The 24981-nt window shown below is 64.2% G+C and carries 26 protein-coding genes and 1 pseudogene; 12 read left to right on the forward strand and 15 right to left on the reverse strand.

Going from position 1 to position 24981, the window contains the following annotated elements:
* The 3 genes from K940_RS0116335 to K940_RS0116345 all read right to left on the reverse strand — a co-directional run bounded on the left by K940_RS0116335 (window position 1) and on the right by K940_RS0116345 (window position 2051).
* The gene (locus K940_RS0116335; protein WP_369797515.1) at window positions 1–735 is read right to left on the reverse strand and encodes an ABC transporter ATP-binding protein; all 735 of its coding nucleotides are present in this window, start codon (window positions 733–735) and stop codon (window positions 1–3) included.
* Window positions 725–1366, reverse strand: coding sequence for a TetR/AcrR family transcriptional regulator (locus K940_RS0116340; RefSeq protein WP_231390401.1), 642 nt, complete (start codon window positions 1364–1366; stop codon window positions 725–727). Before K940_RS0116340 ends, K940_RS0116335 begins: the two co-directional genes overlap by 11 nt.
* Window positions 1367–1562: 196 nt before the next feature.
* Window positions 1563–2051 carry a MarR family winged helix-turn-helix transcriptional regulator gene (locus K940_RS0116345; RefSeq protein ID WP_028478429.1) on the reverse strand — a complete coding sequence of 163 codons (489 nt, stop codon included), beginning with the start codon at window positions 2049–2051 and terminating at the stop codon, window positions 1563–1565.
* Window positions 2052–2370: 319 nt separating this feature from the next.
* Between K940_RS0116345 and ehuB the strand changes: the two genes are divergently transcribed.
* Genes ehuB through ehuA form a run of 4 tightly spaced genes read left to right on the forward strand, consistent with a single transcriptional unit; the run spans window position 2371 to window position 5484 of the window.
* On the forward strand, window positions 2371–3261 hold the full coding sequence (gene ehuB, locus K940_RS0116350) for an ectoine/hydroxyectoine ABC transporter substrate-binding protein EhuB (RefSeq protein WP_051407259.1): 891 nt from the start codon (window positions 2371–2373) through the stop codon (window positions 3259–3261).
* A 3-nt stretch (window positions 3262–3264) separates the two neighbouring features.
* Window positions 3265–3990 (forward strand): amino acid ABC transporter permease, encoded by a 726-nt coding sequence (locus K940_RS0116355; RefSeq protein ID WP_028478431.1) that lies wholly within the window; start codon window positions 3265–3267, stop codon window positions 3988–3990.
* Window positions 3966–4676: an ectoine/hydroxyectoine ABC transporter permease subunit EhuD gene (ehuD, locus tag K940_RS0116360; RefSeq protein ID WP_231390402.1), complete on the forward strand. Its 711-nt coding sequence runs from the start codon at window positions 3966–3968 to the stop codon at window positions 4674–4676. Before K940_RS0116355 ends, ehuD begins: the two co-directional genes overlap by 25 nt.
* A gap of 43 nt (window positions 4677–4719) precedes the next feature.
* A complete protein-coding gene (gene ehuA, locus K940_RS0116365; protein WP_028478433.1) occupies window positions 4720–5484 on the forward strand; it encodes an ectoine/hydroxyectoine ABC transporter ATP-binding protein EhuA in 765 nt (254 codons plus the stop codon).
* 180 nt (window positions 5485–5664) lie between these two features.
* Here ehuA and K940_RS28635 read toward each other — a convergent pair whose 3' ends face one another.
* Window positions 5665–6141, reverse strand: a complete 477-nt coding sequence (locus tag K940_RS28635) for an LOG family protein (RefSeq protein WP_231390403.1) — start codon at window positions 6139–6141, stop codon at window positions 5665–5667.
* 340 nt (window positions 6142–6481) lie between these two features.
* Here K940_RS28635 and K940_RS0116375 point away from each other — a divergent pair, with 340 nt between their 5' ends.
* Window positions 6482–6889, forward strand: coding sequence for a VOC family protein (locus K940_RS0116375; protein ID WP_231390404.1), 408 nt, complete (start codon window positions 6482–6484; stop codon window positions 6887–6889).
* A gap of 63 nt (window positions 6890–6952) precedes the next feature.
* Here the strand turns inward: K940_RS0116375 and K940_RS0116380 are convergent, their stop codons facing one another.
* The 3 genes from K940_RS0116380 to K940_RS0116390 form a co-directional block, all read right to left on the reverse strand.
* On the reverse strand, window positions 6953–8158 hold the full coding sequence (locus tag K940_RS0116380; protein ID WP_028478435.1) for a cytochrome P450: 1206 nt from the start codon (window positions 8156–8158) through the stop codon (window positions 6953–6955).
* Window positions 8159–8266: 108 nt separating this feature from the next.
* The gene (locus K940_RS0116385) at window positions 8267–8878 is read right to left on the reverse strand and encodes a QsdR family transcriptional regulator (RefSeq protein ID WP_231390405.1); all 612 of its coding nucleotides are present in this window, start codon (window positions 8876–8878) and stop codon (window positions 8267–8269) included.
* 41 nt (window positions 8879–8919) lie between these two features.
* Window positions 8920–10716 carry an acyl-CoA dehydrogenase gene (locus tag K940_RS0116390; RefSeq protein WP_028478437.1) on the reverse strand — a complete coding sequence of 599 codons (1797 nt, stop codon included), beginning with the start codon at window positions 10714–10716 and terminating at the stop codon, window positions 8920–8922.
* 199 nt (window positions 10717–10915) lie between these two features.
* On the opposite strand from K940_RS0116390, the pseudogene K940_RS33650 reads away from it, so the two are divergent.
* Window positions 10916–11458 (forward strand): annotated as a pseudogene (locus K940_RS33650) (cysteine hydrolase family protein); the annotation flags it as partial.
* Window positions 11459–11547: 89 nt separating this feature from the next.
* On the opposite strand, the gene K940_RS33655 reads toward K940_RS33650, so the two are convergent.
* Window positions 11548–12141 carry a TetR/AcrR family transcriptional regulator gene (locus K940_RS33655; protein WP_028478439.1) on the reverse strand — a complete coding sequence of 198 codons (594 nt, stop codon included), beginning with the start codon at window positions 12139–12141 and terminating at the stop codon, window positions 11548–11550.
* Window positions 12142–12300: 159 nt separating this feature from the next.
* Here K940_RS33655 and K940_RS0116405 point away from each other — a divergent pair, with 159 nt between their 5' ends.
* Together K940_RS0116405 and pcp are read left to right on the forward strand one after the other, a co-directional pair.
* Window positions 12301–13191: a crotonase/enoyl-CoA hydratase family protein gene (locus K940_RS0116405; RefSeq protein ID WP_028478440.1), complete on the forward strand. Its 891-nt coding sequence runs from the start codon at window positions 12301–12303 to the stop codon at window positions 13189–13191.
* A gap of 160 nt (window positions 13192–13351) precedes the next feature.
* Entirely contained in the window at window positions 13352–14020 is a 669-nt protein-coding gene (gene pcp, locus K940_RS0116410; protein WP_028478441.1) for a pyroglutamyl-peptidase I, read from the forward strand.
* Window positions 14021–14102: 82 nt separating this feature from the next.
* Here the strand turns inward: pcp and K940_RS0116415 are convergent, their stop codons facing one another.
* The 4 genes from K940_RS0116415 to K940_RS0116435 form a co-directional block, all read right to left on the reverse strand.
* On the reverse strand, window positions 14103–14789 hold the full coding sequence (locus K940_RS0116415) for an SUMF1/EgtB/PvdO family nonheme iron enzyme (RefSeq protein ID WP_051407261.1): 687 nt from the start codon (window positions 14787–14789) through the stop codon (window positions 14103–14105).
* Window positions 14790–15056: 267 nt separating this feature from the next.
* Window positions 15057–16892: an adenylyl-sulfate kinase gene (gene cysC, locus K940_RS0116425; protein WP_028478443.1), complete on the reverse strand. Its 1836-nt coding sequence runs from the start codon at window positions 16890–16892 to the stop codon at window positions 15057–15059.
* Window positions 16892–17818, reverse strand: coding sequence for a sulfate adenylyltransferase subunit CysD (cysD, locus tag K940_RS0116430; RefSeq protein ID WP_028478444.1), 927 nt, complete (start codon window positions 17816–17818; stop codon window positions 16892–16894). Before cysD ends, cysC begins: the two co-directional genes overlap by 1 nt.
* Window positions 17819–17827: 9 nt before the next feature.
* On the reverse strand, window positions 17828–18727 hold the full coding sequence (locus K940_RS0116435) for a helix-turn-helix domain-containing protein (protein WP_028478445.1): 900 nt from the start codon (window positions 18725–18727) through the stop codon (window positions 17828–17830).
* An 85-nt stretch (window positions 18728–18812) separates the two neighbouring features.
* Between K940_RS0116435 and K940_RS0116440 the strand changes: the two genes are divergently transcribed.
* The 3 genes from K940_RS0116440 (at window position 18813) to K940_RS0116450 (ending at window position 21996) form a co-directional block, all read left to right on the forward strand.
* Window positions 18813–19976 (forward strand): hypothetical protein, encoded by a 1164-nt coding sequence (locus K940_RS0116440; protein WP_028478446.1) that lies wholly within the window; start codon window positions 18813–18815, stop codon window positions 19974–19976.
* Entirely contained in the window at window positions 19976–20752 is a 777-nt protein-coding gene (locus K940_RS0116445) for an SDR family oxidoreductase (protein WP_028478447.1), read from the forward strand. Before K940_RS0116440 ends, K940_RS0116445 begins: the two co-directional genes overlap by 1 nt.
* Before the next feature lie 80 nt (window positions 20753–20832).
* Window positions 20833–21996, forward strand: coding sequence for a sulfotransferase (locus K940_RS0116450; protein ID WP_028478448.1), 1164 nt, complete (start codon window positions 20833–20835; stop codon window positions 21994–21996).
* 60 nt (window positions 21997–22056) lie between these two features.
* Here K940_RS0116450 and K940_RS0116455 read toward each other — a convergent pair whose 3' ends face one another.
* From K940_RS0116455 to K940_RS0116470, 3 genes are all read right to left on the reverse strand, one after another.
* Window positions 22057–22737: a PaaI family thioesterase gene (locus K940_RS0116455; RefSeq protein ID WP_028478449.1), complete on the reverse strand. Its 681-nt coding sequence runs from the start codon at window positions 22735–22737 to the stop codon at window positions 22057–22059.
* 74 nt (window positions 22738–22811) lie between these two features.
* Complete coding sequence (locus K940_RS0116460) at window positions 22812–23624, reverse strand: ABC transporter ATP-binding protein (protein ID WP_028478450.1); 813 nt, start codon at window positions 23622–23624, stop codon at window positions 22812–22814.
* Between the two features lie 202 nt (window positions 23625–23826).
* Window positions 23827–24018: a hypothetical protein gene (locus K940_RS0116470; RefSeq protein ID WP_028478452.1), complete on the reverse strand. Its 192-nt coding sequence runs from the start codon at window positions 24016–24018 to the stop codon at window positions 23827–23829.
* On the opposite strand from K940_RS0116470, the gene K940_RS0116475 reads away from it, so the two are divergent.
* Window positions 24011–24505, forward strand: coding sequence for a hypothetical protein (locus K940_RS0116475; protein ID WP_155980916.1), 495 nt, complete (start codon window positions 24011–24013; stop codon window positions 24503–24505). The two genes, K940_RS0116470 and K940_RS0116475, sit on opposite strands and share 8 nt — an antisense overlap.
* Window positions 24506–24981: the final 476 nt, after the last annotated feature.

Raw genomic sequence — 24981 nt, forward strand, 5'->3', positions numbered from 1 at the left:
TCACCACCGTACCGAGGCCGCGTCGGTCGGTGTGGCGTTGCGGTCGTCGGCGACGACGTACCCATCGCGCATGTGGATGATGCGGTCGGCGATCGCGGCGGCTGCTTCGTTGTGGGACACCATCACGACCCCACGCCCGGCGCGCGTGGTCCGCTGCAGCAGCGCCAAGACCTCGCGGCCGGTGGCGACGTCCAGAGAGCCGGTCGGTTCGTCGGCCAGCACCAGGTCCGGATCGGTCGCCAGGGCACGGGCGATCGCTACCCGTTGTTGTTGTCCACCCGACAGTTGGGCCGGGAAATGGTTCGCGCGATCGGACAGTCCGACTGCCGCGAGTAGTTCGGGTATTCGGTCGCGGTTGCCGCGCCCGGTGAGCTCGACGATCGCCTCGACATTTTCGCTGGCGGTGAGGCTGGGAATGAGATTGAAGAATTGGAAGACGAAACCGATATGGACGCGACGGAATTCGCCGAGTGTGGCAGGCGGCCGGCCCGAAATATCCTGTCCGGCCACGACCACCGTACCGCTGTCGACGGATTCGATGCCGCCGATCACATTGAGCATGGTGGTTTTGCCCGAACCGCTGGCGCCCAGGACGGCAACCAATTCACCGGGGGAAATGTCGACATCGACATCCCGCAACGCGTGCACGGTGGCCTCGCCGGCGCCGTAGGTCTTGTGCACGCCACGCAGTCGGATTCCACCACGGTCGGCGGCGATCGGTTGCTCATTCATCACCGGGCTCCTCGGGTCGCGCAGTCGCGGACAGTCCGGCCAGCCGGCGCAGCGGGCCCGCGATCCCGAGTTCGCCCAGCCCGGGATCGATCAGCCGATGCAGCACGAGTCCGTCGAACGCCGCCAGCAGTACGGCCGCGGTTGCGCCGGCGTCGGTTGTGTCGGCGTCGGTTGTGTCGGCGGCGCGCAGCCATGAGGTGACCGTGCTGCGGAATCCACGCAGCAGCGAGCCCAACTCTGTGCGCAGTCGCGTATGGCGGGTTGCCGCCAGCAGCATTTCGCTGACGACCCGGGTGTCCATGTCGGCGGCCGTGTACGCCGTGATGGTGCGCACCAGGTGTTCCACCCGGGCGGGGCCTCGCTGTTGCAGGACGTGGTCGAGTAGGTCGGACCCCATCTGCCGAATCAGGCGCAGCGACGCGTCGATCAGCAGATCGTTCACCGAGGCGAAGTGGTAGTGCACCAGGCCTGGCCGCAGCCGTGCTCGATCGGCGACGACGCGAGTGGTCACCGCGCCCCAGCCTCGCTCGGCGATCAATTCGACTGCTGCGTCCATCAGCCGCTCACGGGTGTCACGGCCTTGTTCGGTGGCGGTCACCATGCTCACTTCCTCGTGGACGGGTTCGCCGGGCATTCACTTTGGGCATACGTCCAATCGTAGTCGAAAGAAGCATACTGCAACAGTTGCTCAGTGCACTGTTCTTCTACTCCGGCCAGGTGTCGGGGGTGGGCTTCGTAGCTCGTGCCGTGAATCGGCAAGAGGGAAGTCGGGATCACGGTCGGCGGCCGCGGCCCGGCACGTGTCCTCCGCGGAGGAGTCGAGGACGGATTCAGAGTTGATACGTGTCGACTTCGGCAACCACGGTCGGTTCACCACCGGCGGCGCTGAAGGCATTCAGGGCGCGCACCAATCCGGACCGGTCGGTTGCCGGCATACGATCGACGACCGTGGCTATTTCCGCACGTCGCCGAGCGGTCACCGCGTCGACGACCTGGCGGCCACGTTCGGTCAGCGCGATGATCAGCTCGCGGCGCGAGTCCGGGTTGGGTTTGCGATCGATCAGGCCGGCGGTGACCAGGCGCTCGACCATCCGGGTAGCTGTCGACGGCTGTACGGTCAGGATCTCGGCCAGCGTGGCGATCTTGGCGGGTCCGCGGGTGGACAGGACCACCAACATCCGGAACTGGGGAATGGTGATCGTCTCGTCGACATGTGCGATCGACTGGGCCGACAGAGCCACCAGCAGGCGTGACGCGGTCAGCAGAGCGTCGGTGATCTCGTCTGCCGACTCCGCGGTGGCCGCATGCTGCCGCGCCATCGTCGTCTCCGTTCCTCGATGAGGGGTACCGCCATCATGCCGTGTCCGCGGGCGATGTACCGACCAGGCCTCTTCGGCCGTTGGCGCGTCCCAGGCGGCGGTGCTTCGAACGAACGTCGCGAACCACTATGGCGCGCGCTGCGGGACCCCGACTCCCGACCATGGGGTGCGACACCGTAATCGGTGGGACGATCGCCGCTGACGCCTGTCGGAGTTCTCGCGCCACGACCGGGCATTGTCATCAGATCGTAAAGTAGCCGATAGCGGAACCGCAAAGTATGCCCGAAAGCCTTAGTGGGCTATGCGAGGAGCTGACCGAATGATCGAACGGGCACAGATGAACAAGCCGAGGCGTGGATTGCGGCGGGTGATGGCTGCCGCATTCGCGATGGCGACCCTGGCGGCGTCGGGCTGCGGATTGGGGGGCGATGATGGTGCAGCTGTCACCTACGAGGATGCGAAGTCATCCGGAAAGATCAAGGTCGGCTTTGCGAACGAGGCGCCGTGGGCGTACCTCGACGCGAACGGTGAACTGACCGGATATGCCCCGACAGTGGCGCGCGCGGTGTTGGAAAACCTCGGCATCGACGAAATCGAAGGCGTGGTGACCGATTTCGACGGTCTCATCGACGGCGTGCGTGCCCAGAAATACGCTTTCGTCGCCGCGGGTATGTTCATCAATCCGAAGCGCTGCGAAAATTCGGCGTTCGCCATTCCGGACTACCAGGTGGGATCGTCATTCCTGGTGCCCGAGGGCAACCCACGCAACATCACTCGATTCGAGGACATCACTCGAGAAGATGTCCGGATCGCTACGCTCGGCGGCGCGGCGGAGAACGACTATGCCGAACGAGCAGGTGTGCCGGCCACCCTCATCGAGCCGATGGCCAAACAGGACGACATTCTGCGAGCGGTGAGCAACAACGACGTCTACGGCAGTGCGATGATCGATGTCACCGCGTCCTGGCTGGTGCGCAACAATCCGGATACGAACTTGGAGGTGACTCCGTCGTTCCAGTTCAACAGTAAGCCCGACGTCGGCACCTTCAACTTCCGGCTCGATGACGACGAGTTCCGCGAAGATTTCAACCGGGAGCTGCGCGCACTACACGACAGTGGTGAATGGCTGAAGCTGGTCGAGCCGTTCGGTCTGACTGCGGTCAACGAACCGGATCCGACCGCGACCACCGAAGAGTACTGCGCGGCCTGACCTTTGACCGACAATTTCGACGTCTATCTGGAGCGCATTCTCGAAGGGCTGCCGTTCACGGTGTGGGCGACCGTGGGCGGCATCGCCCTCACGGTAGTGTTGTCGTTCCTCTCGGGTTTGGCGCTGTTGTCGCGGTCCGCATGGCTGCGTGTCCCGGCACGGCTGTATGTCGAAGGGTTCCGTGGCAGCTCGGAGGTCGTGCAGCTGTTCTTCTTCGCGGTGGCGGTACCGATCTTCTTGGGTATAGCGCTCGGGTCCACCGCCGAGGGGCTGTTGATCATCGGGATTATTGTGCTCGGTCTGAATCATGGCGCCTACGGCGCCGAAATCGTTCGTGGTGCTGTCGCTTCGGTGCCACGCGCTCAGGTCGAAGGTGCGATAGCGATGAATCTGTCTGCGCCGCAGCGAATGTGGCGGGTGATCTTGCCGCAGGCTGTAGTGGAGATGTTGCCGTCGTTCAACAACCTGTTCATTCAGCTACTGAAGGGCACGGCACTGCTGAGCTTCATCGCGGTTCCGGAGATCTTCAAAAAGGCAGATGAACTGCGGGCGGTTCCGGCATTCTCGCAGGAACTCGGCATCATCTACACCATCGAGCTGCTGTGCTATTTGCTACTCGCCGTCTTGATCACCGTGATCATGCGGGTGCTGGAACGGTTGGCCGCTCGGCGGATCGGCCGCCGCCTGCCCGCTCGGTCGCGCCGATGGACGATAGCGGTGAGCAGCTGATGGAGAAGTGGCGTTGGGAGCGGTTTTTCGAAGCCTTCCCATATATCTGGGACGGGCTATGGGTGACCGTCCAATTCACCGTGCTGGGCTCGTTGGTCGCCTACATACTCGGGCTGATCTTCGCAATGATCCGGCGGATGCGGATCCCGGTGGTGGACCAACTGCTGTGGGCGTTCATCGAATTCGTGCGCAGCACGCCGCTGCTGGTCCAGATATTCGTGCTCTACTGGGTGGTGCGCCCGGAACTGTTCGGCGCGCTGTCGATCGACAATCAGCGGTTGCTGGTCGGTGTACTGGCGTTGGGTGTGCATTACGCCTGCTACACCGCCGAGGTCTATCGTGCCGGCATCGATGCAGTGCCAGCGGCACAGTGGGAGGCCGCCACCGCGTTGAATCTGCCTCGGGCGCGGGCTTGGACAGATGTCATTCTCCCGCAGGCGATTCCACGGGTGCTGCCGGCGCTCGGCAATTACACCATCGGGATGTTCAAGGAGGTGCCGCTGCTGTCTTCGATCGTCGTTCTCGACATGGTGTATCAGGTCAAGACCGTCTATGCCGCGGACACCGGGGGCGCTGGGCCCGAGGCGTGGGTAGCAGTTGGGCTCACCTTCCTCGCACTGAGTTACCCGTGCTCGATCCTGGTACGAAAGGCGCAAGAACGTGTTGGAGCTATCGAAGCCAAGTGAGCCCGAGCAGACCGGGGACGCCGATGTGCGACCCACGGACCCGATGATCGAGTTCACCGATGTGGGAAAGACCTACGGCGATGTGGTGTGCCTCGAAGGACTCGACTTCACGGTCCCGTCGGGCGAGTTCGTCTCCTTGATCGGGCCGTCGGGTTCGGGGAAGACAACAGTGCTGCGCCTGCTGATGACGCTGGAGCGGGTGAGCTCGGGGACCATCCACGTGGCCGGGAAGCCGCTGAGCCACATGCCCAAAGGCAAGCGTATGGTGCCGGCCGACGAGGCCCACCTGCGGCGGGCGCGGCGCTCGATCGGCATGGTGTTCCAGCATTTCAACCTGTTCCCGAACATGAACGTGCTGCGCAATATCACCGAAGGGCCGGTTCGCGCGCTCGGTCGTTCCAAGGACGTCGCGGAGGCTCGCGCCCTCGAGTTGTTGGAAATGGTCGGGTTGTCGGACAAGGCCACAGCGCGCCCGACCCAACTGTCCGGTGGGCAGCAACAGCGCGTGGCGATCGCGCGAGCCCTGGCGATGGACCCCGAGGTGTTGCTGCTCGACGAGGTCACCTCGGCCCTCGACCCCGAACTGGTCACCGGTGTGCTGCATCTCCTCCGGGATATCGCGGCCACTACCGGCATCACCTTTCTGTGCGTCACCCATGAAATGCGTTTCGCGCGTGAGGTATCCGATCGTGTGATGATGCTCGACCGTGGTCGCATTGCCGAAGAAGGCCCCGCGGAACAAATCTTCACCGACCCTCGGGAGCCGCGCACCCGTGAATTCCTGCAGGCGGTGCTCGACCGCGATTGATTCGCGGGCACACTGTCGCGATGCGACGGGGAGCTCTCGTTCCCGTCGTCGGTATTGTGGCCTGTGATGGTTGCACTCCGTAGGAGAGGTGACTGTCCCGTTATGTTGCGCGGCTGTGTGCGGTCCTGCGGCTGCGCCGTGAACCCAGCTCACTGCGGTTGCGGCCCAGAGGAGATGCCACTACTTCAGCGCCGTCAGGACCGCTTCGACTGCTGCCGTTGGTGATTCGGCCTCGATGGCCGACGAAACCGGATCTCCGGCTTCGTTCAGTATCGTCCATCCGCCGAGAGTGACGACGGGGATGCCACGTCGGTTCGCGAGCGCCAGCTCCGACAGGGTGCCCCACGATCCTCCGACAACGATCACCGCATCGGCGGACCAGACGAGGATCGCGTTGCGCGCCTCCCCCATGTTCGTGTACAGCACTGCGGATAGTCCGGCGCATGCGTTCTCTGGGTCTGTGTCGGGGCGAATGCCGACCACCAGACCGCCGGTGTCCGAAGCCCCCGCGGCGACCGCGGCCATGACCCCGGATCCGCCACCGCACAGGACGGTTGCGCCCGCTGTTGCGAGCAGCCTGCCCACTTCCCGTGCATTGGTCGTGTCTATTTCGGTGCAGTTTCTGGGGCCGCACACAGCGATCTGAATTGGGGGCACGTTACTCCTCGACTACTGTCTTCGGGGTGCGCGGAATGGGTGGTGAACAGGGTAGTGCTCTCGACGGGTAAGTGCGTGACTCGCGTGCATTTCGCAACTACGAAGTCGAATACGACAATTCTGCTGTGGAATTATAGCGATGTGAAAGCACGCTGAGCGAGCGTGTCGGGTCGACCTGCCCGACCGGTGGTAGAGTCGGCGATGTGACTGCCGGGTCGGCTATACGCCGTGAGCGAGAAGGGTTCCCGGCCGCTCCTTGACTGTGGGGCGGGCCCGCGGCCCGCCCCACCTCCATGGATATCGCGCCAGATCCACGTCCATGGAGAGAAGGAGTTTCCACATGTCGCATCCGCAGGTGGATGTGCGTTTCGACCACACGATCATCGCCGCTCGGGACAAACACGAATCCGCGCGGTTCTTCACCGAGATCTTCGACCTGCCCGAGCCGCAGGACGCAGGGTTCTTCGTCGCGGTGTACCTGACCGACGGTCGGGTGCTCGATTTTGCCGAACCACCCGTAGAATTCGCTGGCCAGCACTACGCATTCCTGGTCAACGACGACACGTTCGATCGGATCATGGACCGCATTCGTGCTCGGGGTATCACATATTGGGCCGATCCCAGGATGCGCAGACCAGGCGAGATCAATACCAACCACGGCGGCCGGGGCGTATATTTCCGCGATCCGGCCGGCCACTATCTGGAGGCGCTCACCGCGCGTTACGAGGGCTACCCCGCCCTGACATGATGGCTCCGTGCTGCGCCGGCCGTGGTCAACCGAGCTGGGCTCCGATGGAGGAGTACTGGGATGCTATAGGAGTGCTGGGACTTCTTGGTGGCCGTTGATGATGAAGCTCCATAGTGGCCGCAGGTCGGCGGGGTCGGTGGCAAGGCGCAGGTCGGGGAATCTCTCGAACAGTGCTGGTAATGCGACTTCGGCTTCGAGGCGGGCCAAGTGCGCGCCGAGGCAGTAGTGGATGCCGTGGCCGAAGGCGAGGTGTGTGGTGTTCTCACGGGCGGGGTCGAATTCGTCGACGTCGCTGCCGTGGATGCTCGGGTCGCGGCCGACACCTGCCAGCGACGCGATGATCGCATCGCCTTTGCTGATGTGTACGCCGCCGAGGGTGATGTCCTCGACGGCGAATCGCAATGGTACGTGTGCCAGAGGTGGCTGCAACCGCAGAGTCTCCTCGATCACCTTCTTCCAGTGCAGGTCTCCTGTGGCCGCTGCGGCGTGGTGGCCGCTGTCGCTCAGCACAGCGACGATTGCATGGTCGAGGAGGTTTGCGGTCGTTTCATGTCCGGCAGCGATCACCAGCATCAGGGTGTCGATCAGTTCTCGATCATCGAGCCGATCATTGTGGTCGTGGGCGTTGATCAGATCGGTAGTCAGGTCATCGGCGGGATTGTCGCGCTTGTAGGCGATCACGCTGGCGGCAGTCTCGCGCAGGCCGGCAAAGTTTCGAGAGATTTCCTGTGCGGTGAGTGAGGTGTCGAGGGTGCCATCGGCGTAGACGCACAGTTGGTCGGCGAGCTTTTCAGGGACGCCCATGAGTTCATTGATCACTCGGATCGGGACCGCGCAGGCGAACCGGTTGCGTAGATCGACCGGGGTTCCGGCCGGCGTGGCAGCCAAGTCGTCGAGCAGCGTGGCAGTGATCGCTTCGATGCGCGGTTGCATCGCTGCAGTGCGGCGGGGATTGAAAGCCGGGGCGACCAGTTTCCGTAGCCGTTGGTGGTCGCTGCCGGTCGCGGTCAGCAGGTTCTTCACCGAAACCCACACATACAATGGCCATGCCTCGGAGACGTCCCCGCGGATGAAGGCCGGCCAGTGTTGGCTGGCGTCCTTGGAAACCCGGTTGTCCGTCAACAGTTGTTTGAGCAGTGTCGCATCGGTTACCGCCCATGCCGGGACACCCTGCACCTCGACGTGAGTGACAGGGCCGTTCGCGCGGATGTCCCTCAGCTCGCGGAAGATGTCTCTGCCCGTGATATCCATCTGCAGTGAAGTGCTCATCCATCATGATCTCTCCAAAACGCTTTCAGCGGAGCGGTTTTGGGCAGGTGTGAGCGAGCGACTGCCAGTGCGGTCACCCCAACGACGCCACGTGGTGTACGTCGCAGCTCAGGAGGCGATCGCCTCGGGGATGCCCAACAACGCCGCTTGTACCTGGTGTAGCCGGTCGATGTCCCCACGCACCCCGGCGACGTTGTCGTTGTACAGGAATCCTTCGCCCAGTCGGACCAGCGCGTAGGCCAGGAGCGCTGGTTCGAGCGGTGGCCGGTAGCCGTCCTCGTGTGTGGCGCGCACGATCAGGCCCCGAACGACGTCGACGACCAGTGGCTGCACTGGTCCGTCACCTGCGGTGAGGATACGCAACCCCGACAGCGGTTCGTTCTCGAAATAGCGCCGGAACGGCTCGTTGTCACTCATCCAGCAGTTGACCCGATGCAACACGTCCAAGATGCGTCGGGCGCCGGTGGACCGGCGCCGCGCGTCCGCGCGAGTGAGCAGCGCTTCGAACTCCGCAGCCAAGACCGCGCCGAGTACACCGTCGCGTGAACCGAACCAACGGTAGATCGACGCCCGGCTGAGTCCGAGTCGCGCGGCGATCGACTGTATGTCCACGCGCTGACCGGACAGAAACGCCTCGCGCGCATGGTGAACGACTTGTTCCCTGGTCGCGGACGCCGGTCGGCCGGGTGGGCGGGTCGCGCGTTGCTTGGAAGACACCACGGCGGAATGATACATTCCTCCGCTTTTGTATCAAAAAGAGCTCAGAACCAGGCCTCGTCCATCTGTACGGTCGTCGTGTCCAGGCGAGCGAGTACATCCAGAGCCGCCGTGGTCTTCGGCAATTCGAAACGGTAGAAGTACCGCGCGGCGTGCCGTTTGCCATTGTAGAAGTCGTCGAAGTGCTCAGCGGTGGCGTGAAACTGCTCGAGCCAGATCCAGGCCAGCACGATGTGACCGAACGCTTCCAGGTAGACCGAACTGTTGGCCAGCGCGGCTTCGATGTCGCCGGAAGAGAACAGACCGCCGGTCACCTCGACCAACCGCTGCCACGTCAGGGCCAGTTGGTCGCCGAGCTCGGCCGCCTCTCCACCGGCCGCGCGCGCCGCAGCGATCGTCGCCTCGACGCGCCCGCCCAACGCGAGGAGACTGGCGCCGCCGTGCTGGGTCACTTTGCGTCCCAGCAGATCCAGGCCCTGGATGCCGTGTGTGCCTTCGTGGATCGGGTTGAGCCGGTTGTCTCGGTAGTGTTGCTCGACGTTGTATTCACGGGTGTAGCCGTAGCCGCCGAGCACCTGGATCGCGAGGCTGTTGGCCTCCAGGCACCATTGAGCGGGCCAACTCTTGGCGATCGGTGTGAGGATATCCAGCAGCAGCGTCGCTGTACGGCGATCGTCGTCGCCCTCGCCGGTGCGTTGCTCATCGACCAGCCGGGCGCAATAGAGCACCAGGGCCAGGGCGCCCTCGGCATAGGCCTTCTGTGCCAGCAGCATGCGCTTCACGTCCGCGTGTTCGATGATCGGCCGCTGTGGCGCGGACGGATCGGCGGGCATCTTGGGGCGCCCCTGTGCCCGGGTGCGGGCATAGTCGAGCGACTCGAGGTAGCCGGTGTATCCGAGCGCTGCGGCAACCAATCCGACGCCGATGCGCGCTTCGTTCATCATGTGGAACATATAGGTCAGCCCGCGATGCGGTTCGCCGACCAGATAGCCGATGGCGCCAGGTGCGCCGTCCGGTGTCCAGCGGCCCTCGCCGAAGTTCAGCACGGTGTTCACCGTTCCCCGGTAGCCCATCTTGTGGTTGAGTCCGGCCAAGGCGACGTCGTTGCGTTCGCCGAGGGTGCCGTCGTCGCCCACCAAGAAGCGCGGCACGACGAACAGCGAGATTCCTTTGGTTCCCGGGGGGCCACCCGGGATCTTGGCCAGCACCAGGTGCACGATGTTCTCGCCGAGCTCGTGGTCGCCCCCGGAAATCCACATCTTCGTGCCGAACAGTCGATAGCTGCCGTCGTCTCGGGGCTCGGCCCGGGTGACGACGTCGGCCAGTGACGATCCGGCCTGTGGTTCCGACAGGCACATGGTGCCGAAGAAGCGGCCGTCGAGCATCGGCCGGACGAACTTCTCGACATACGCCGGCCCACCGTGAGCGAGGAGAAGATTCGCGTTGGCCACGGTGAGGAAGGGGTAACCCGCGGTTCCTGGGTTCGCGGCCTGGAACCAGGCATAGCTCGCTTGGGTCACCGTGACCGGAAGCTGAGCGCCTCCGAGGTCGTAGTCCATTGCTGCCGAGGGCATTCCAGACTTGGCGAACGCGGCGAGCGCCTCGGCGACCTCGGGTATGATGGTGACTCGTTCGCCGTCGAAGGTCGGTTCGTGGGCGTCGTTCAACTTGTTGTGCGGCGCGAAGTACCTACTGGCCAGTTGCTCGCTCAACTCGAGTGCGTCGTCGAACGTCTCCCGCGAGTGTTCGGCATACCGTTCGCGCGTGGTGAGCTTCTCGACCTCCAGCCATTCGTAGAGCAGGAAATCGAGATCGCGCCGGGACAACAAGGTCGACCGCATCAGCCCATCCTTTCGAGACATGTTCGTCTCTATGCATCGTATGTGGGATGGGCGCGCGCAGCCTCGGTTGGCAGCCGATTCGTCCGGCGGTATCGAACCCACTCGGCGCGGCGTGCGATGGGGACAATGGAGCGTGTACTCGGTCGACGTTCGGGGGTGCCGAGCCGAAAGGCAGCCGATGTCGGATGTCGCGGTGCTGATGATCGACATGCAGAACGGCTACCTCGCCGAGGACGGGCTACGGGATGCGCTGGGATGGCCGCCGATCGTTCGACTGAACGAGGTCGTCGCCGAATGCGCCGCACTGCTGGCCGCAGCGCGAGACGCAGGTATCCCCGTGATCTACTCCCGGCAGGTCAGCAGCTCGGCGGGGGAATCCTGGTGACCAATCCACGTGCGGCCGAACATTTGGCGCTCGCGTGCGGCCCGCCTGCCGCTGCTGTCGGATACGCAGTGGCGATGGCGTACCGAGCTGATGGCCGCGGTGGCGCCGCGACCCGGTGACTTCGTGCTCGACAAGACGCGACGCAGCTTCTTCGCCGACACCGAGCTCGATGCGCTCTCGAGCGGTCTCGGTGTGCGCCGTCTCGTCGTGGCCGGGTTGCAAACGAACGTGTGTGTGGAAGCGACTGTACGAGACGGATTGGAACGCACCTACGCGATGGCGGTCGCCGAGGACGCGGTGTCCACCGATGGCCCCGCACTGCACGAGGGAGCACTCGATTCGATGCGGGTGCTCTACACCGAAGTTGCGCCCTGGAGGGAGCTGCTCGCCGACGGCGCGCCATGGGATCGTGCCTACACCACACCCAACTATGGTCGGGATCCGACCTATTGGTGTGAGCCGGACGGTGGGATCCGGACGGTGGCGGTGACGAATTGCCACAGACGGCCGACGGCAGTGTGGATCGTCGGTCGCGGAGTGCGGCCGACCATGGTCGCGAGGGCGCTGCGAAGTCCGCCGACGAGAAAAGCGGCGACGAGTTCGACGTCCAGGTCGGGTGAAAGCGCGCCACAGCGTTGTCCATCACGGAGGTTGCGCACGGCGCCTTCGGCGACGCGCGCCAGGTAGGCGGCTTCCAGTTCGGCGATGGCCGGGTGTTCGACGCCGGTACGCATGATCACCTCGGTCAGCGCGTTGTCGAAGTAGTACTCCACCATGGCTCGGGTCCGGTGATGTTCACGCTGGATCCAGTCGCCGCAGCTGTGATCGGCAGTGCGCAGAGCGGCCTCGGATCCATCGAAGAACTCACTGTAGACAGCGGCGAGCAGCCCGGTCTTCGATCCGAAGTGGTGATACACCGCGCCGGTGGACACACCCGCGCGCTTGACCACCGAGGACAAGTCTTCGACGCGGCCGTTCTCGATCAGTTCGGCGCGTGCCGCATCGAGTAGGGCGCGACGAGCGATGGGCGGCCGCGCCATCAGCCTGCCTTCCGCTCGTCGTCGGTGATTCGCGAGGCTCTCGTGATCTGCACTGTTCCGGTGTCCACACATTGTCGTCGGGTCGAGCCGCAGGTATTGACATACCGAGGCAGCGCATGCCAGGTTAACATAACATAGTTACGTTATGGAGGCAGGGTAGTGGAATACCAGACGCTGCACATGCGGGTGCGCGATGCGGTCGCGACAGTGACGTTGAACCGTCCGGAACGGCTGAACACGATTGTGCCTCCCATGCCAGAAGAGTTCGAGCATGCAATGCTGGCCGCGGCGGCGGACCCGGACGTGAAGGTTGTCGTCCTGCGCGGCGCCGGCCGATCATTTTGTGCTGGTTACGATTTCGCGGAGGGCTTTCATCACTGGGATGACCGGATCACCACCGACGGCCGATGGGATCCGGGCAAAGACATGCTCTCCGGGACAGTGGTGGGGCCGACGGCGAGGTTCATGTCGATGTGGCGCATCCCCAAGCCTGTTATCGCGCAGGTGCACGGCTGGTGTGTGGGCGGCGGCAGTGACACCGCCCTGTGCGCGGACTTGATCGTGGCTTCGGAGGACGCGCGAATAGGCACCCCGTATTCGCGGATCTGGGGCGCGCATCTATCCGGAATGTGGACCTACCGGCTGCCGCTGGCCAAAGCCAAGGAATACGCGCTCACCGGCAAGCCGTTGTCGGGCGTGGACGCCGCCGCCGTCGGACTGATCAACAAAGCCGTGCCGTTCGATCGACTCGAAGCCGAGGTCGCTGAACTGGCCACGCAATTGGCGTCTCTGCCGGCGTCGCAGTTGGCGGCGATGAAGATGATCGTCAACCAGGCCTACGAGAACATGGGCCTGGCCTCCACTCAGACGCTCGGCCCGATCCTGGACGGGCTGATGCGCAACACTCCCGACGCTGCCCAGTTCATCGACCGTGCTGCCACGGAAGGAGTCGCGGCCGCCACTCGCCAACGTGATCTGCTGTTCGCCGACTACAGTCGAGCTGGTCCGCATGATCGGCCCAACAAGGACAACGTCATCGAAATCGACTGACCTGTAGCTGGGCGGGAAACCGTCGTGGACGACGAGCGGCCCGACACTCTGTCATTCGGTTTGGCCAACGGCTACTGTGGCAGACATCATCGCCTCTGCTCCGAGGCGCCTGCGGGTATCGATTCATTACTCGGCCGAGTGATGGAAAGGGGCACGACGGGTGATCAAGGTACTGGTGTCCGGCTTCGAGGAATTCGGTACGACTCCGGTGAACCCGGCTCAGGGGGTCGCCGAAGCGCTCGACGGCACGAAGATCGACGATGCCGCGATCACTGGTCTGGTCGCGCCGAGTCGATGGTTCGACTGCATCGACGCCGTCGCCGACGCCATCGAACGGATCACCCCGGACATCGTCGTGATGCTCGGCGAGTACGGCGGGCGATCGATGATCACCGTCGAGCGCATCGCTCAGAACTACAACGATTCCGCCCGCTACCAGGTGGCCGACAACAGCGGGCGGGTGCTCGAGGGTGAACTCACCGACCCCGACGGCCCCGTGGCATATTGGTCGACACTCCCAGTGCGTGCGATGGTCTTGGCGATGCGGGAGGCCGGAATCCCCGCAGACATCTCCGACGCGCCCGGCACGTTGATGTGCAACCACCTCTTGTACGGGGTATTGCGATTCGTCGCGACGCGCGATGTGCCGCCTCGAGTTGGGTGGATCCATCTCCCGCACCTTCCAGAGGTGGCCGCGCAGGAGGGCAATCTCGGGGCCCCCAGTATGTCTCTGGCCACTTCGACTGCTGGGGTTCGTGTCGCCATCTCCGCGGCCTTGGGGCACGCCGCGGACGTCGACGCCCACGTCCACTCACGGCTGCAGATCTGAGCGCGCCGTCGCCTCGCTCGACACTTCTCGTCTGCGCGGGGTCGCGCGAAGCGGCGCGTGTCCTGTCCCACCGGGCACGGGCTCAGGCCGATCGAGCGAGCCGAAAGCCGAGGTCGTCGATGCGGAAGGTCGGGTGGCTCTTGCGTCGACAGGAGGCCCGGCACGCGCGAGGCGGGTCGAAAGCGCCTGCGCCGCGGAATACCCGGTAGGGACCATAGACCTGCGGGTCGTAGACGTCCCAGCACCATTCCCAGACGTTGCCGATCATGTCGTGCAACCCCCAGCCATTGGGGGTTCGAGTGGCGACGTCGTGCACTGTGTCGCCGGAATTTCCTCGATGCCAGGCGATCTCGTCCAACTCGCCGTAGCGGGTGTGCACGCTGCCGGCCCGGCATGCGTATTCCCACTCGGCTTCGGACGGCAGACGGTATCCATCGGCTTCCCAATCGCAGCTCACCTCGTGCGCGTCCGGTTCGTCTATCCGCGAGTAGCACGGTTCGAGCCCCGCCGATAGTGACAACCGGTTGCAGAAGCGTATGGCGTCTATCCACGAGACTTCGGTCACCGGCTGCCGCCGTGCCACAGAGGCTGCGAGAGGTGCACCCATGACGGCCGCATACAGTTCGCGCGTGACCGGATGTGGGGCCAATCCGAAGCCCGCGAGCTCGACCTTCCAGTGCGTCCTGGTCCCCTCGTCGCGCAACACGATCTCTCCGGCGGGAATGTCGATCAGGGGTGCCATCGGACGCGGGGCTCGTTCACTGTTCATCGCGGCCTTTCCTTCTGGATCGGCAACGCGGCTGTCATCCACAGCACCATCATCCACAGCACCATGCTCCCTCGTTCGACAGCACCGACGTGATCGGCCCCTCGGCGAAGATCCGGATACCGGCTGTGAAACTCTTTGTTGGTGAGCATCGGCGACATCGATGCGCTGCACGGCCACAGCGAAACCGAAGAATCGCGGTGCAAACCGTTGTCGCTCGGGTCGTCCGAGTCGACTACTGCGGGGCTCGGCCGGTCGCCGGGCTCTGGTTCAGTCCGTGCGGGTCACCCGCGCGATGATGGTCGCGGCCATCGACGCCGGGTCCCCATGGTCGGGTCTCAGGACGATGTCGGCGTTCGTCGGCGTCTCGTAGGGGTCGTCGACACCGGTGAAGCCGTGGATCTCGCCGGCGCGCGCCTTGGCGTACATACCTTTGGGGTCACGCGCTTCGCACACGGCCAGCGGGGTGTCGACGAACACCTCGAGGAATGGGATGCCCGCCGCTTCGTGTGCAGCGCGTACTCGGTCCCGGTCGGCGCGGTACGGGCTGATCAGCGAGACCACCGCCACCACTCCGGCATCGGCGAACAACCTGGCCACCTCGCCGACGCGGCGCACGTTCTCGGCCCGGTCCGCGGCGCTGAACCCGAGGTCGGAGTTGAGCCCGTGGCGTAGGTTGTCACCGTCCAGCAGGAAGGCCGGCCGGCCGGCGGCAACCAACCTGCGCTCCAGTTCCACGGCGACGGTGGATTTTCCGGAGCCCGACAGACCGGTCAACCAGACCGTCAGGCCGCGGGTGGCGCGCTCGTCACGTTCCACCGCTGTGGAATGCCATATCACTCGCGCGGAGGGCAGGCTGGGACCGGTGATCATGCCTGCGGCGACCGTGTAGTTGGTGGTGTCGTCGACCAGGATGAAGCTGCCGGTGGTGCGGTTGCGCCGGTAGGGGTCGAACAACAGTGGCTGGCGGGTGCGTAGCTGTACGCGGCCGATCTCATTGAGCGACAACGTCTCTGCGTGCTCGTCGCGATGCAGGGTATTGACGTCCAGCCGGTAGTCCAGAGAACGGACTTCGACGGTTCCTGTGCGGGTGGTGTGTCGGATGGTGTAGGTCGCGTGTGGGGTGAGTGCTGTGTCCTCGGCGAACCAGCACACCATGGCATCCAGATCGCTGCCGGCGTGTGGGCGGTTGTTGGGACGGCAGATCAGGTCTCCGCGAGAGATGTCGAGTTCGTCGGCGAGCTGAATGGTTACCGCTTGCGGGGCAAAAGCTTCCGTGATCGGCGCTCCGCCCGGCCCCCAGATCGCGGCCACGGTCGTGGTGAATCCCGAAGGCAGTACCGCCACGTCGTCACCCGGCTTGAACACCCCGCCTGCCACGGTGCCCGCATAGCCGCGAAAGTCGTGCTCATGTCGTCGGGTGACGTATTGGACCGGGAAGCGCGCATCGATCAGGTTGCGGTCCGAGGCGATGTGCACCTGTTCCAGATGGTGCAGCAGGGGAGTGCCTTCGTACCATGGCATGCTGACGCCGTGGTGCACGATATTGTCGCCGTGCAGTGCGGACACCGGCACGAAGGTGAGGTCGGCGACGTCGAGCTTGGAGGCGAATCGGGTGAACTCCTCGCGGATCTGCTCGAACCGCTCCTGCGCCCAGTCGACCAGGTCCATCTTGTTCACGCACAGCACCATGTGCGGTATGCCCAGGAGGCTGGCCAGGAACGCATGACGGCGGGTCTGCTCCACTATTCCTTTGCGCGCGTCCACCAGGATCAGCGCCAGGTCGGCGGTGGATGCGCCGGTCACCATGTTACGGGTGTACTGCACGTGGCCGGGGGTGTCGGCGATGATGAACTTTCTTCGGGGAGTGGCGAAATAGCGATGCGCTACATCGATGGTGATGCCTTGTTCGCGTTCGGCGCGTAGGCCGTCGGTCAGCAGTGCCAGGTTCGGGTAGTCGTCGCCTCGGTCGCGGCTGGTGCGTTCCACCGCGGCGAGCTGATCGGTGAAAAGCGTCTTGGAGTCGAACAGCAGTCTTCCGATGAGGGTAGATTTACCGTCGTCGACGCTGCCGGCGGTGGCCAAGCGCAAGAGTGTGGATTTCATCAGAAGTAGCCTTCGCGTTTGCGGTCTTCCATGCCGGCTTCGGAAATCCGGTCGTCGGCGCGGGTGGCGCCCCGCTCGGTCACGCGAGCCGCGGCGGTTTCGGCCACCACCTCCTCGGGTGTGGTCGCGGTCGATTCGACACACCCGGTGCAGGTCGCGTCGCCAACGGTGCGGAACCGCACCGTGGCCTCGTAGGGTTGTTCACCATCGAGGAGTTGGAGAAAACGAGTGTGTGCCAGCAACATGCCGTCCCGCTGCACCACCGCCCTTCGATGTGCGTAATACAGCGGGGGCAGCGGGATGTTCTCCGCGGCGATATAGCTCCAGATATCCAATTCGGTCCAGTTCGACAGTGGAAACACACGGATGTGCTCGCCTGAGCGGTGCCGGCCGTTGTAGAGATTCCACAGTTCGGGCCGTTGCTGGCGCGGATTCCACTGGCCGTATTCGTCACGGAAGCTGAACACACGTTCCTTGGCGCGGGCCTTCTCCTCGTCTCGACGGGCGCCACCGAAAACCGCGTCGAACGACCCCTCCTGGATACAGCGCAGCAGCGTGGCCGTTTGCAGTCGATTGCGGGAGGCGCGCGGCCCGGTTTGCTCGACCACCCGGCCCGAGTCGATGTCGTCCTGCACGCGCCCGACCAGTAGGCGCAGGCGAGCCGCCGTCGCGTCACGATAGGCGATCACTTCGTCGAAGTTGTGCCCCGTATCGATGTGTAGCACCGGGAACGGTAGTGGCGCGGGCCAGAAGGCCTTGGTTGCCAGGTGGACCATCACCACCGAGTCCTTGCCGCCGGAGAACAGCAATACCGGGCGCTCGAATGTTGCTGCCACTTCACGGAATATGTGTGCCGACTCGGCCTCGAGCGCGTCCAGATGGGGGAGCTCGTAGGTGCTCGCAGTCGACTTTGCGTACTGGATCACACTAGAAAACTAGAACACGTTTCCATCGCTGGTCAATGGTTTGTGGCCGCCGGAGCTGACGGTCACTGCGTCGGCTGCGGCCACCAGGGCTGCACCGCGCCTGGCGATCTCCGCTCCGGTGATCGAGGCGCCGACATACATCGTGAGCACCATGTTCTGGCTGCCGTCTCCGCCGTATGTCGGTGCGGCGAGCAAGCTCACCGGGTGTTCCTTGCGTGGGCGCAGGTCCGACCCCAGGTAGACGCGTTCACCAAGGCTCGTAACCAGTTCGCCGACCAGTTCGCGCAGTTCGGAGGGCAGGTCGTGATCGGCGACGCCAGCCAACAGCGCGTAGAGCCGATGGCTGGCCGTGGTCGTGGCCTCCACCAGAAATCCGCGGGTTCGACACTCGTCGACGACTTGGCGCAGCCGCGCCTCGTCTTGCTGGAGTGGCACCACGGGCGGCGTGGCCAGCCAGGTGTCGAATGCCGCGTCGGTATCCCAGAGGACATACATCAGACCCACCGGAGGGGCGAAACGATAGGCTGCGCCCACTTTGACCGTGCCGGGACCAGTGCTCTCCAGCACCATGATCTGCTCGCCGACGATCGCCGAGGCGGTGCAGGTCGTGCGGTATCGCGCGGTGAGTTTCTCCAGTTCGGCGCGGGCGAGCGCGGAGATGGCGAAGCTATCTTGTGCAACGCGGCCCGCGGCGATCAGCGCCGGCCCGAGCCCGTAGACGTGGGTGTCGGGGTCGCGTACCAGGTATCCGCCCGCGGTCAGTTCCGTGAGAATGCCCAGGCACGTCGGCTTGGTCAACTCCAACGCCCGAGCGAGTTCGGAGAGGCCGAAGCGTTTGCCGCCGTGTTCGACGAAGAAGTCCAGGATCTGGACCACCCGGGCGGTGGGTGCAGACCGACGGTTGACCATTGACCACTCCTAGAACACGTTCTAATATTTTCTCTATCGAAATGTACCAGATCGGTACATATATGGAACACTCGGGAGAGGTCTCGTGCTGACACAGCCGTTCGCGGACGCCATTGCCGCCGCCGAGCAGATCATCACCGCAGCCGCGCATGTTCGTTCCGAACAGGACCTGGTCGAGGGCTACGACTACCTGGCCGGCAGCATCCGTGCCTCATTGCAGATGGCATGGGCCTACGAGCGGGACTTCCCGTTTTTCGTGCAGTCCACCGGGCCATACACGAAGATGGGGCTGGACAACCCGGACACCCTCTACTACCACTCCTACGTACGGTCGGATGCGGAATACCTGGTGACCGGCGTCCGCGGCACGACCCGCGATCTGAGTTTTCAAGTGCTCAACGGCGACTACTCGCCAGTGGACGTACCCGACAGTCTCACCGCGTTCGATGATCGAGCATTCGAGATCGGCCCCGACGGGGGCTATCAGATCCGGTTCGGGCCCGACGCGGCCCGGCCCGGCTACGTGCACCTGGGTCCCGATGCGGCAATGCTCATCGTGCGCGAGGTCTACAGCGATTGGGCCACCGAGAAATCGGGCACGATCCGCATCCAACGCGTGGATCGCATCGGTGACGCGCCGGCGCCCCCTACCAGAGACATCCTCACCAAGCGCTACGGTGTCGCCGGCAAAATGCTCGTGTCCCGGTTGCGGACCTTCCTCGCCTTCCCGGAGTGGTTCTACCTGAACCTCCCGGTGAACACGATGACCGAGCCGAGGCGAACGCCAGGCGGGCTCACTACCCAGTACTCGTCCGTCGGCCACTACGACCTGGCCGACGCCCAGGCGATGATCATCACGGTGCCGAAATCCGATGCGCCGTATCAGGGTTTTCAGCTCGGCAGTATGTGGTACCTATCGCTGGACTACATCAATCACCAGACCAGCCTCACCGCCGACCAGGCCCGCGAAGACCCCGACGGGATGATTCGGCTGGTGGTCAGTGAACGTGATCCCGGTGTGGCCAATTGGATCGAACGCACCGGCCACGCGCGCGGATATCTGCAGTTACGCTGGCAGCGGCTGTCGCGAGACATGACACCCGAGGACGGCCCGACGGTAGAGGTGGTGTCAGTGGCCGACCTGCCCGAGCGGTTGCCGTTCTACGATCGCGCCCGCACTACCCCGCAGCAGTGGCGCGCCCGAATCGCGGCACGGCAGGCGGCCGTTGCGGAGAGGATGCTCGGCTGATGCTCTTGCAGGACAAAGTAGTCGTGGTCTCCGGCGTCGGACCAGGGTTGGGACGCGCCATCGCCATGCGCAGCGCGCAGGCCGGCGCGGATGTCGTACTCGCCGCTCGGACCGAGTCCCGGCTCATCGAGGTGGCCAAGGAGATCACCGAACTCGGCCGGCGTGCTGTGGTCGTTCCGACCGACGTCGATGATGATGCGGCGGCGGCCAATCTGGTCGAGGCCGCGCACAGTGGTTTCGGCCGGGTCGATGCACTGGTGAACAATGCCTTCGCCATCCCGCCGCTGGCCGACCTCGCCGAGGTCGACCTCGACCGCGTGCGCGCTGGCTTCGAGACGAACGTCTTGGCAGCACTACGGCTGACCAGGCTGTTCGTGCCTGCCCTGGCTCGCACCAAGGGCTCGGTGGTGATGATCAATTCGGCCGTGTTGCGGCACTCACGGCGCACTTTCGGGCCATACAAGATGGCCAAGGCCGGGCTTCTCGCCTTGGCGCAGAGCTTGGCCACCGAACTCGGGCCGCAGGGCATACGGGTGAACTCGGTTGCACCCGGCTACATCTGGGGTGACAACCTGAAGTGGTATTTCGGCTACCTGGCGCAGCAACGGGGAATCACAGCCGAGGAAGTCTATGCCGAGACCGCGAAGACCACCGACCTGCGCACGTTGCCCGAGCCCGACGAGATCGCCGATGCCGTCGTGTTCTTCGCCTCCGCTATGGCGCGGGCGATCACGGGGGCGTGTCTGGATGTCAATGCCGGCGAATACCACCACTAGGCGAGGCATGTATCGCAGTCGCGACGCACACGCCACCCGACCCGGTGCGGATATCCGGCACCACCACCGAGGAGATGACCGTGATCGGTAGGAACGACATTGGGACCATCGATGATCTACACGCATCGGCGAGCAAGGTCGTCGGCCTGGACGACTTCGGGAACGACGACTATCGCGAAGGACTCGCGGTGCTGCTCACGTCCTATGCCGCCGACGCCCAGCTCACGCCGCTGGGCAACAAGGTCAATCGCGCCTTTCTGCGTGGCGCGCTGATCGCCCGGCTGCTCAGTGAGGCTGCCTGGCAACGATTTCCAGAACACGCCGACATTGCGATCGAACGGCCGATCTTCGTGACGGGTCTCCCGCGGTCGGGTACGACCGCGGTGCACCGCCTGCTCAACGCGGACCCGGCGCACCAAGGGTTGGAGATGTGGCTGACCGAGATGCCCCAGCCACGCCCACCGCGGGAGACTTGGGCGGACAATCCGATGTACCAGCGGCTCGCGGCGGCCTATGACAAGCATCATGTGGAGCACCCGGAGTTCATGGGTGTGCATCACATCTCGGCGGATCAGGTCGAAGAGTGTTGGCAGTTGCTTCGACAATCGGCCATGTCGGTGTCCTACGAGTGCCTGGCGTACCTACCCGGTTATTCCGAATGGTTGCGCCACCGGGATTGGACTCCCGCCTATCGCAGACACAAGCGCAATCTTCAACTGATCGGGTTACCGGACTCCGGCAAGCGCTGGGTGCTGAAGAATCCCAGCCACCTGTTCGCATTGGATGCCATCTTCGCCGTCTATCCAGATGCGCTCATCATCCAGATGCATCGTGATCCGCGCAGCATCATCGCGTCGGTGTGCAGCCTCAACGAGCAGGCCTCGGGGGGGTGGTCGGAGAAATTCCGCGGGTCGGTTGTCGGCGCGACCCAGTTGGATCTGTGGGCTCGCGGCGCCGACCGCTTCCTCGCCGATCGAAAACGCTACGACCCGGCGCAATTCTGCGACATCGACTACGACGAGTTCGTCGCCGACCCGCTCGGCACGGTGGAGTCGATCTACCGGCGCTTTCGATTGCCGCTGACCCACGAGGCGACGACCGCCATGGAGGCACTGCACGTGCAGAGCACCTCCGGCGCCGCGCGGCCGGCGCATCGATACACGCTCAGCGACTTCGGGCTCACTGTTCACCAGGTGGACGCTCGGTTCAGCACGTATCGGGAAGCGCACTTCACGGCGCGATGACAGTTCGCCCTCGGCTCGCAGGATTCGGATCGAACCGACGGACGGGCGCGGTCACCCGGATCAGGGCTGACCGACTTTGAGCACGATGAACAGTGCACGAGCTTCCGCGCACAGTCGTTCGCCGTCGTGCAGTGTGGCACGGAGGTGGAGCTTGCGCCCTTCCTGTTGTTCGACCCATGCGTGCGCTGTCAGGTCGGTGTTCAGCGGCGTGATCGAGCGGTAGTCGGTGGTGAGCGAGGCGGTCCTGGTCACTGCGCCGGCATGTACCGCCGCGGCCATGCCGAGCAGATCGTCGAAAGCAACGGCGATCTGACCACCATGAGCAGCGTTGTTTCCGCCCAAATGGAAGGTGCGGAAAGTGAGGCGCGCTTGGAGACCTTGCTTGTCGATGTGGTCGATGGTGTATGGCGGCAGTGTGATGTTGCCGCGGGCAGGCAGGTCGAATCGAGTCCAGGTGGGCGTCGACCACTCGTCTACCATGGCGTCGTCGAGCTTGTCGTTGAGCTGCTTCAGCATGCCGATCGCCTCCATTGCGAGGTCGTCGGAGGGGCTGGCCAAGCGGACGCGGTCCATCAAACCGCGAACCTGTTCGATGAACTGGCCGTAGTGCGGCCCGCCGCGGGTGATGTCCGAATTCTTGGCAGCCTCGTGTGCGGCGGTGAGTTCGGTCATCGGCCGGAACCCACCCTCGTGGTGTTCTCTACTCGGTAACGCGTCGTCGTCGGCACTCGATCTGTTCATAGGACCAAATTATCGGTTGCCCGATGGATGCTTCTCGCGTGGGTCCGACCGGCGGCGGTGCAGGATTGCGTGCGTCACAGTGACGGCCACGCGGTGGGCTGGCGCGCTGCACGGGCAGTCCACCGCCCTTCGTCGTGGCGGACCTCGACCGGATGATCGAAGGCTGCGGTCACATTCCGAGTGGTGATCGTTTCCCTCGCGGGGCCTGCTGCGACTGTGCGGCCACCGGCAATGAGCAGCGCATGGGTGGTGGTGCTGGGAAGTTCCTCCACATGGTGGGTGACCAAGATGGAGGCCACCTCCGGGTGCGTTCGATCGAGGGTGTCGAGAGTGTCGAGCAATTGTTCGCGGGCGGCGACGTCCAGGCCGGTCGTTGGCTCATCGAACAGCAGCAATCGAGGCTCGGCGACGAGTGAGCGGGCGATGAGCGTGCGCCCGCGTTCCCCCTGCGACAGTGTGGGCCAGATGTCGTCGGCCTTGCCCGCCAGCCCGAGGGTGTGGATTATCGCGTCAGCGCGGCGCGTCTCCTCCCGCGACGGCGTCCACCGCATTGGAGTGTCGATCGTGGCAGTGAGACCGGTCAGCACCACCGCGCGGACCGACAACGGGGACCGTAGCGGGTGACGCGGGTTCACGTGGCCGATATGACGGCGTATGCGTTGCAGTTCTACCCGGCCGAGTTGCGCGCCCAGCACGCGTACCGAGCCCGATGTCGGGAACGTGACCGCGCCGCAGAACCCGAGCAGTGTGCTCTTTCCTGCTCCGTTGGGGCCGAGCAACGCCCAGCGTTCGCCGGCGTGCACGGTCAGCGAAATACCTTTGATGATCTTTTGTCCGTCGCGACGGAATGTCACGTCGCTCAGTTCCAGCACCGGGGTGTCGATCATAGGAGAGCTTCTTTCGGAGAACGCAGGTGCACGCGACGGCAGTGGCTTCTGTCGCATTGGTGGGCCGGCAGTCGTCTGTGCGTTCGGCAGACTCGACGAGCTCCGGCCGGTCGCTCGTTGCCGGGGCACACGCTGTGGAACAGCCGAGTCGGCACATCGACGTGGTGGTCGATGGCAGCGCCGGGCGAAATGCCATATCAGTCTAGCGGTTCGGGTCGGTGCCGCTGTCGGCATCCTGCCCCTCACGCTGGTCCGGGCCGGCCCATTCGACGTGTGATACCAGCTGGAACTCGACAGACGGAACCAATTCGGCGCCGATACAGCCATGGCTCGCCGACTCCAGCGTATTTCCGGTAATCGAAGCCGCAATGGGGGAGACTGGCGCGATGAGCATCGACCCCACCGACGTGCGTATCCACGCGGGAGACGGGATGCCGTTGCCGGAGTTGACCGAGGCCGCACTCGGTGATCTCCTCGACACGCCGCCCGGCCGCGATTGCCCGATCCTCGAACTGAGCCGAGGCGGCTCTCACGAGATTCGGGCCAAGCTGCTACCCGATGGCGTCTACGAAGTGGAGCACCGAGCCGGTTCGGCGGCCGAGTCCTTCCAGATGTATACCTCGGATGCGGCGTTGGTCCGAGATGTGCTGTGGGCCTGGCTCTCCGGCGATCCCTGGTGGCGTGATGCAGTGGCGTGGTATCCGGTCGATCCCGCGATTGCGGAGCTTCGTGCGGTACACGACGAACTTGCTGGACTCCTGGACTGCCTGATCGGGATGAACGATGCCACTACGGATATGGACGCCGTGCTGGCACGCGCCGATGAGCTGTTGGCGTCGGAACGTTCATCGGAGCAACCGATTTCCACCGGTCAGGATTGATGCCACGCGACTCCCGCACGGTTCGGTTGTCCCCTTGGACCGTGCGGGAGCCCGATGGGTCGTGTCTTGAATCACAATCGTGGCATTCGGCGATTCAGGCAGGTTGCTCGGCGTCGCTGACCTGCGAAAAAGTGCGCTAGCCAGGCGATTTGACGTAGCGTTCTCCGCCGCGTAACTTATTGCGAGTCAGAGCGACACGGACACCGACCCGGGGCCGGAGAGCGTAGCAGAAATGATGCGCTCGGGCTGGGGTGAACGAGGTTGGACGAGGAGCGCCTGGCGGTTGCATTGGTTCGGTTTTGTTCCTGGCTTGTGTGGTTGGGTTCGGGGCTGGGCTGTGTGTGCTGCATGGAAGGCCTGGTGATGCCGGGTTGGATGTGTGGTGTGTGTTCTTTGAGAACTCAATAGTGTGTCGATGAATGTCAGTGCCGAAATATTGTTTTTGGTTCCGTGTTCTTCATGCCCCCGTATGGAGG

This window comes from Nocardia sp. CNY236 (genome assembly GCF_000482385.1).
Lineage (GTDB): Bacteria > Actinomycetota > Actinomycetes > Mycobacteriales > Mycobacteriaceae > Nocardia.